Source organism: Thiocapsa sp. (assembly GCF_011390875.1).
Classification (GTDB): domain Bacteria; phylum Pseudomonadota; class Gammaproteobacteria; order Chromatiales; family Chromatiaceae; genus Thiocapsa.
This window is the reverse complement of the sequence record NZ_JAABRP010000266.1, coordinates 1-5,670: the sequence shown is the minus strand read 5'-3', so window position 1 is coordinate 5,670 and position 5,670 is coordinate 1. Positions and strand designations below refer to the sequence as shown.

6 protein-coding genes are annotated in these 5,670 nt (G+C 65.7%); 1 reads left to right on the top strand and 5 read right to left on the bottom strand.

What is annotated here, in order from left to right; translation table 11 throughout:
• From GPT33_RS16755 to GPT33_RS16745, 3 genes are all read right to left on the bottom strand, one after another.
• A partial coding sequence (locus GPT33_RS16755; protein WP_296811226.1) for a putative zinc-binding metallopeptidase occupies positions 1-500 on the bottom strand: 500 nt, incomplete at its 3' end.
• 233 nt (positions 501-733) lie between these two features.
• On the bottom strand, positions 734-1,021 hold the full coding sequence (locus GPT33_RS16750; protein ID WP_296811223.1) for a hypothetical protein: 288 nt from the start codon (positions 1,019-1,021) through the stop codon (positions 734-736).
• Between the two features lie 108 nt (positions 1,022-1,129).
• Positions 1,130-1,837 carry a TIGR04283 family arsenosugar biosynthesis glycosyltransferase gene (locus GPT33_RS16745; protein ID WP_296811220.1) on the bottom strand — a complete coding sequence of 236 codons (708 nt, stop codon included), beginning with the start codon at positions 1,835-1,837 and terminating at the stop codon, positions 1,130-1,132.
• A gap of 110 nt (positions 1,838-1,947) precedes the next feature.
• On the opposite strand from GPT33_RS16745, the gene galE reads away from it, so the two are divergent.
• Positions 1,948-2,958, top strand: a complete 1,011-nt coding sequence (gene galE / locus GPT33_RS16740) for a UDP-glucose 4-epimerase GalE (RefSeq protein WP_296811217.1) — start codon at positions 1,948-1,950, stop codon at positions 2,956-2,958.
• Positions 2,959-3,251: 293 nt separating this feature from the next.
• Here the strand turns inward: galE and GPT33_RS16735 are convergent, their stop codons facing one another.
• Together GPT33_RS16735 and GPT33_RS16730 are read right to left on the bottom strand one after the other, a co-directional pair.
• Positions 3,252-5,105 carry a long-chain fatty acid--CoA ligase gene (locus GPT33_RS16735; protein ID WP_296811215.1) on the bottom strand — a complete coding sequence of 618 codons (1,854 nt, stop codon included), beginning with the start codon at positions 5,103-5,105 and terminating at the stop codon, positions 3,252-3,254.
• Between the two features lies 1 nt (position 5,106).
• On the bottom strand, positions 5,107-5,670 hold a 564-nt coding region (locus tag GPT33_RS16730; protein WP_296811212.1), incomplete at its 5' end, for a 3-hydroxyacyl-CoA dehydrogenase family protein.

Here is a 5,670-nt window from a genome sequence, read left to right as displayed (position 1 = left end):
AAATCGAATGCGAGGCCCTGCTCGGGATTCTGTTGGCGTGTCTCGACCGGGAGTCCGAGCCGCAGCAGTCCGTAGGCCAAGCGCCGCTTGCCGCGTTCGATGCGTGCCCATTTCTCGAGGTTGCCGGGCCGCCCGAGGTTAGGCACGGTGCGATTCGGGGCGCAGGCGATACAGAGAACGGCGGGGTCATCCGCCGGCACCATCCAATTGCAGACGTCGTGCTCGGTGTAGTTGAGGCATTTGCGGTAGTGGCGGGTCGCACACGGAGCCGAGTTGGATGCGGGAGGACGTTTGCGGAAGAGGCGAGCGAAGAAGCCGGGAGGTCGGGCGCGGGTCGAAGGGGACGAGGGCGCCGCCGTCCAGATTCCGTCTCCCGCATCGACGAGCGCCGAGAGCCGCATCTGATCGGGGAGGAAGCCCAAGCCTGCGCCGCAGCGCGTGCATCGGGTGTTTTCGAAGAAGACCGGTTGACCGCAAGACTGACAGACGAATGTCTTCATGATGGCGGTAGTTCCAGACCTTTAACACGATGATGCCGCGAGGTCCGTGCCCGGAGACCCGGACAGGGATCTCACCGCCGTCAGCCGAATCAGCGGCGGAAGAGGACGACTGCAAGTCGTCGATCCCGGGGTCCCGGGGTCCCGGGGGCCCGGGATGTTGCCGCTTCGCGACGATCGCCGGCGTCGCCTCCGGCCGGGCGAATCAACGAGGCCGCCGGAGGCGATCTCGCGGGCTACTTGAAGCGCGAGAAGGCGTCCATGAATGCCTTGCTCGTGGATTCCCACGCGCTCTCCATGCCCTTGCGCATGTCTTCCCAGGCCGCTTCGCTCGCGTTGGTCATCTTGCTCAGCATCTCGCGGGCCTCGTCCTGTTGTTGCTTCAGCCGCTCCATTTGCTCCTCGTAGTGCAGCTTGATGTCGGCTTGGGCGCTCTCGGATTTGGCCTGCAGCTTTTCCATGTCCGCGTCCCACTCGTCCATCTTGGCCTTCATCTTTTCGATGTATGCTTTTCGGTCGATCATTGTCGTTTCCTCCATCGAGACTTATCAGGGCATGCACGGATTGCGGGTCGGAGTATTCCGCGTCCCCGTGCCGAAAGCAACCGCGTCCGGCGCGGCCATTGGATCTGATCAATCCGGCCGAGAGCGATGCCCGTAGATGCGCGACAGCCTGTCCGGACGGACGCCGAGTGCATAGGCCAGTCGCAACCACCACATCAGCAGAACCGTGCGCGCGACACCCTTGCTCTCCCAGCGTCGCCCCGAGGTGATGACGCGGTCGCGCAAACACAGCGGGCGACCGTCGCGCTTGAGTCGACGCGAGAGTGCGATGTCCTCCATCAAGGCGATGTCGGGAAAACCGCCGACGCGCTCGAACAGGGCTCGGTCTACGAAGATCGCCTGATCTCCCGTGGCGATTCCGGTAAGACGCGAGCGTTGACTCATGCTCCAGGCGATGAGCGGGAGGAGTGGATGGCGGCCCTCGATCCGCACGTCGAAGCGGCCCCAGGATCGCCCGCTGCGTGCGAGCAGGTCGGGAAGTCGGAGCAGTGCCTCGATCGGCGCTCGCGTGTCGGCATGCAGAAAGACCAGGAGATCGCCACGGGCCGCCGCGGCGCCGACGTTCATTTGGGCGGCACGGCCGCGCGGTGCGCTCAGAACGCGGTCCGCAAGGGGCGCGGCAATACCGGCCGTGCCGTCCGGACTCTCCCCGTCGACCACCAGGATCTCGCCGTCGGCCGCGCGGATGGGTGCGAGCTCATCCAGAAGCGCGACGATGCCCCGTGCCTCGTTGAGGGTCGGGATAATGACGGAGATGTGCGGAGGGTTACGCACCATTCGGGAAACGTCTCGGTCGTTTCACTCGGCTGTGTCTGCGAGGGGTTCGTGATAGGCTTCGAACGTCTTCCGACACCTTCACCAAGGCCCATGACATCATAGGGAAAACGATGCCCGACGCCATCAGAATACCGATCCTCGTCACCGGCGGCGCAGGCTATATCGGCAGCCATGCCTGCAAGCTTTTGCATCAAGCCGGTTATCGGCCCATCGTCTACGACAATCTCGTCTATGGCCATCGCTGGGCGGTGCGATGGGGGCCCCTCGAAGAGGGCGACATCCAGGACCGCGCGCGTTTGGACGCGGTGTTCGAGAGCCATCGCCCCGCTGCGGTGATGCACTTCGCTGCATATTGTTACGTCGGAGAATCCGTCAAGGACCCCGGCAAATACTACCGCAACAATGTCGCCGGGACCCTGACGCTGCTCGAGGCGATGCGCGATCACGGCGTCGCCCCGCTCGTGTTCTCGAGCACCTGCGCCACCTATGGTGTCCCGCGCAGCGAGCGCATCGCCGAGGATCATTCGCAGAACCCGATCAACCCCTACGGCGCATCCAAGCTCATGGTCGAGCGCATGCTTGCGGACTTCGATACGGCCTATGGTCTGCGCGCAATCGCGCTGCGTTATTTCAACGCCGCCGGCGCGGACCCGGACGCCGAGATCGGCGAGGACCATGATCCGGAAACCCACCTGATCCCGCTCGCCATTGCGGCCGCCGCCGGAATCGGACCCGGACTCACCGTCTACGGCACCGACTACGACACGCCGGACGGAACCTGCATCCGTGACTACATCCATGTCGCCGATCTCGCCCAAGCACACCTCCGGGCGCTCGACGCGTTGCTCGGCGGGGCGCCGAGTCGCGTCTACAACCTCGGCAACGGCCAAGGCTTCTCGGTGCGCGAGGTCATCGCCGCTACCGAGCGGGTCACGGGTTTGACCGTACCCGTCGAATACGGCGCGCGGCGCGCCGGCGATCCTCCGCGATTGGTCGGGGATGCGAGCCGCATCCGCGGCGAGCTGGGTTGGGTGCCCGCGTACGCGAGCCTCGACGCGATCATCCGCACCGCGTGGGATTGGCACCGCGGGCCGGCCTTGGAGCGAAAGAACGGGGCATAGGACGATTTCCGGGAACAGTATCCCGACGGCGCATGCCTGAAGGCGTAGGGCGAAGTCGGGAACACTTAAAAAACAGCCGAAAAATGTAGGATGGGTAGAGCGACAGCGAAACCCATCCAGCCCGCGCCAAGGGCATCAGACCGAAAACCGGCAACGCGGCGGTTTGGAGGATGGGTTTCGCTGATGCTCTACCCGCCCGTTCATCTAACCGCGCCCGGTGCGGTATGCGTCATGTGTTGACGTGGTTTGGCCGCGCCCGCTCCGACGATTCTCGGAGCGGGCGCGGTTTAGGATTAATGCTCATGCCCGACATAGAGTCGGGTGAGCGCCTCGCGATAATCGGCCAGGATCTTGGCCCGTTTGAGCTTCATCGTGGGGGTCATGCGGTCGTTCTCGATGGACCACGGGCAGGCGGCCAAGGCCACGCGGCGGATCTTGGCATGACCGGGGAAGCCGGTGAGCCGGCTCTCGATCCGCTTGTGCAGGACCGGCTCGAGTCGGCCGTCGGCATCGGCGACCATGGGATCGGTCGGCAGTCCTTCGGCCTTCGCCACCTCCGTGTAGACATCCGGGTTCAGCACCACGAGCGCGCTCAGGAAGGGGCGTCCCTCGCCGATGACCAGGACCTGCTCGAAGAGCGGGTCGCCGGTGATGGCCATCTCGATGTCCGCGGGCGGGACCTTCTCGCCGTTGGCGAGCACCAGGATGTCCTTGATGCGGCCGGTGATGAAGAGGTGGTCGTCCTGGACGCGCACTTGGTCGCCGGTCTTGAGCCAACCCTCGCCGTCGAGCACCTCGGCGGTTGCTTGCGGCTGGTTCCAGTAGCCCGACATGACGCCGGGCGAGCGCACGATCAGCTCGTCGAGATCGCCGATCCGGTACTCGAGTCCCGGCAGCGGCCGGCCGACACTCTCCGGGATGTTGTCTTCGAGCGGACTGACGCTGATGACGGGGCTGGTCTCGGTGAGTCCGTAGCCCTGCACGAGCGGGACGCCGAGGCCGATGAAGACGCGTGCGATGTCTGGCGCCAGGGGGGCGCCGCCGCAGACGGCAACCCGCAGTCGTCCGCCGAAACGCGCGCGAATCTTGGCGCCGACCAGCGCATCGAGCAGCGGGGCCGCGATCAGACGCGGGTGCCGGTGCGATCGACCTTGGCTGTGCTCGAAGCGATCCCAGCCGATGCTCACCGCCTTTTCGAACAGCCGGCGCTTGAGCGCGGATTCGCCGTCGAGGCGTTCGCGCAGCTTTGCATGGACGCGCTCGAAGATGCGCGGAACCGCGATCATGACGGTCGGTTGAATCTGCAGCAGATCCTCGGCTAGGTGCGGGATCGATCGGGCAAAGGCGACGCTGCAACCCGCCATGATCGGCAGAACACACCCGGCGGTGCGCTCGAGGGTGTGGGAGAGCGGCAGGAAGGAGAGGAAGCGGTCTTCGGGCCTTGCCGGAATGAGCTTGAGCGACGCCTCGGCGTTCCAGAGGATGTTGCGATGGCTGAGCATCACCCCTTTCGGATGTCCGGTCGTGCCGGATGTGTAGACGATGGTCGCCAAGGCGTCGGGGTTGTCGACCCGATCGATGGGCCGGTGATCGGAAGGGGTCAGCGCCTCGCCGAGCCAATCGCCGACTGCCCGCGTGCCTTCGGGAAGTTCCGCTTCGCCCGGTTCGAGTACCAGCAGGCGCTTGAGCTCGGCGAGCGTCGGATCGATGGCCGACAACTTGGCACGTTGCTCGGCAGTCTCGAGCAGCAGGAGTCGCACACCGGCGTCGTCCAGGATGTGCCGGACCGCCTCCGCCCGGTCGTCGGGATAGAGCGGAACCGTGACCAGGCCCAGACCGAGCGCGGCCAGATCGAAGGCGACCCATTCGCGCCGATTTCGCATCATGACGGCCACACGGTCTCCGGGGGAGAGACGTTCGCGCGCCAACGCCGCCTGCCAATGTGCGACCGCCCGAGCGGTGTCGCGCCAGGTGGTCTCGATCCAGGTCTGCGTTCTCTCGTCGAACTGAAGGTAGGCGACCGCATCCGGGGTGCGCCCGACACGTTCGAGCAAGAGGCCGCAGAGGCTGACCGCCTCCTCGGCCGAGATGAGATCGAGCAGGCGTGTCGAGACGCCTGTCGTTGCGGTTTGGTCGAACAGCAACATGTCAGTGTCCTCCTCGATAGAGTCCGGCCGGAGTCAACTGCCAGCCCCGGTCCGGTCTGAAGTGACGGCCATGGTCGCGTTGGAGCGCATCGAGGCGCTCGCGCATGCGCTCCCAGCCGCCTTGGGCGATCTCGTGAAGCGGGCCGCCGCGGTGCGGGGCGAAGCCGGTGCCGAAGATGACCCCGGCGTCGAGCAGGTCCGGAGCCTCGACGACGCCCTCGCGCAGACAGGCGACACACTCGTTGAGCAGGCGGAAGATCAGCCGCTCGGTCAGGTCATGCGGCGGCCGATCGCCATGCGGTAACGACTCACGCATGACCTGTCCATCGCGGTAACGATAGAACCCCTGTCCGCTTTTCTTCCCGAGCCTTCCGTCCGCGACCATCCGGCGCAGACGTTCCGGTGTCTCTTCCGGGGCGGTCAAGGTGGGCCCGAGCGTGTCGGCGACGGCCAGACAGATGTCGAGCCCGACCGTATCGGCGAGCGCCAGCGGGCCCATCGGCATCCCGTAGTCGACCGCGGCCTTGTCGATGGCGGCAATGGAGACGCCCTCGTCGAGCAGATC

What these genes read in the sequence shown, in the direction of transcription:
- GPT33_RS16745 (WP_296811220.1), bottom strand. Translation starts at nt 1,837, where the DNA reads ATGGTGCGTAACCCTCCGCACATCTCCGTCATTATCCCGACCCTCAAC.
- GPT33_RS16750 (WP_296811223.1), bottom strand. Translation starts at nt 1,021, where the DNA reads ATGATCGACCGAAAAGCATACATCGAAAAGATGAAGGCCAAGATGGAC.
- GPT33_RS16735 (WP_296811215.1), bottom strand. Translation starts at nt 5,105, where the DNA reads ATGTTGCTGTTCGACCAAACCGCAACGACAGGCGTCTCGACACGCCTG.
- galE (WP_296811217.1), top strand. Translation starts at nt 1,948, where the DNA reads ATGCCCGACGCCATCAGAATACCGATCCTCGTCACCGGCGGCGCAGGC.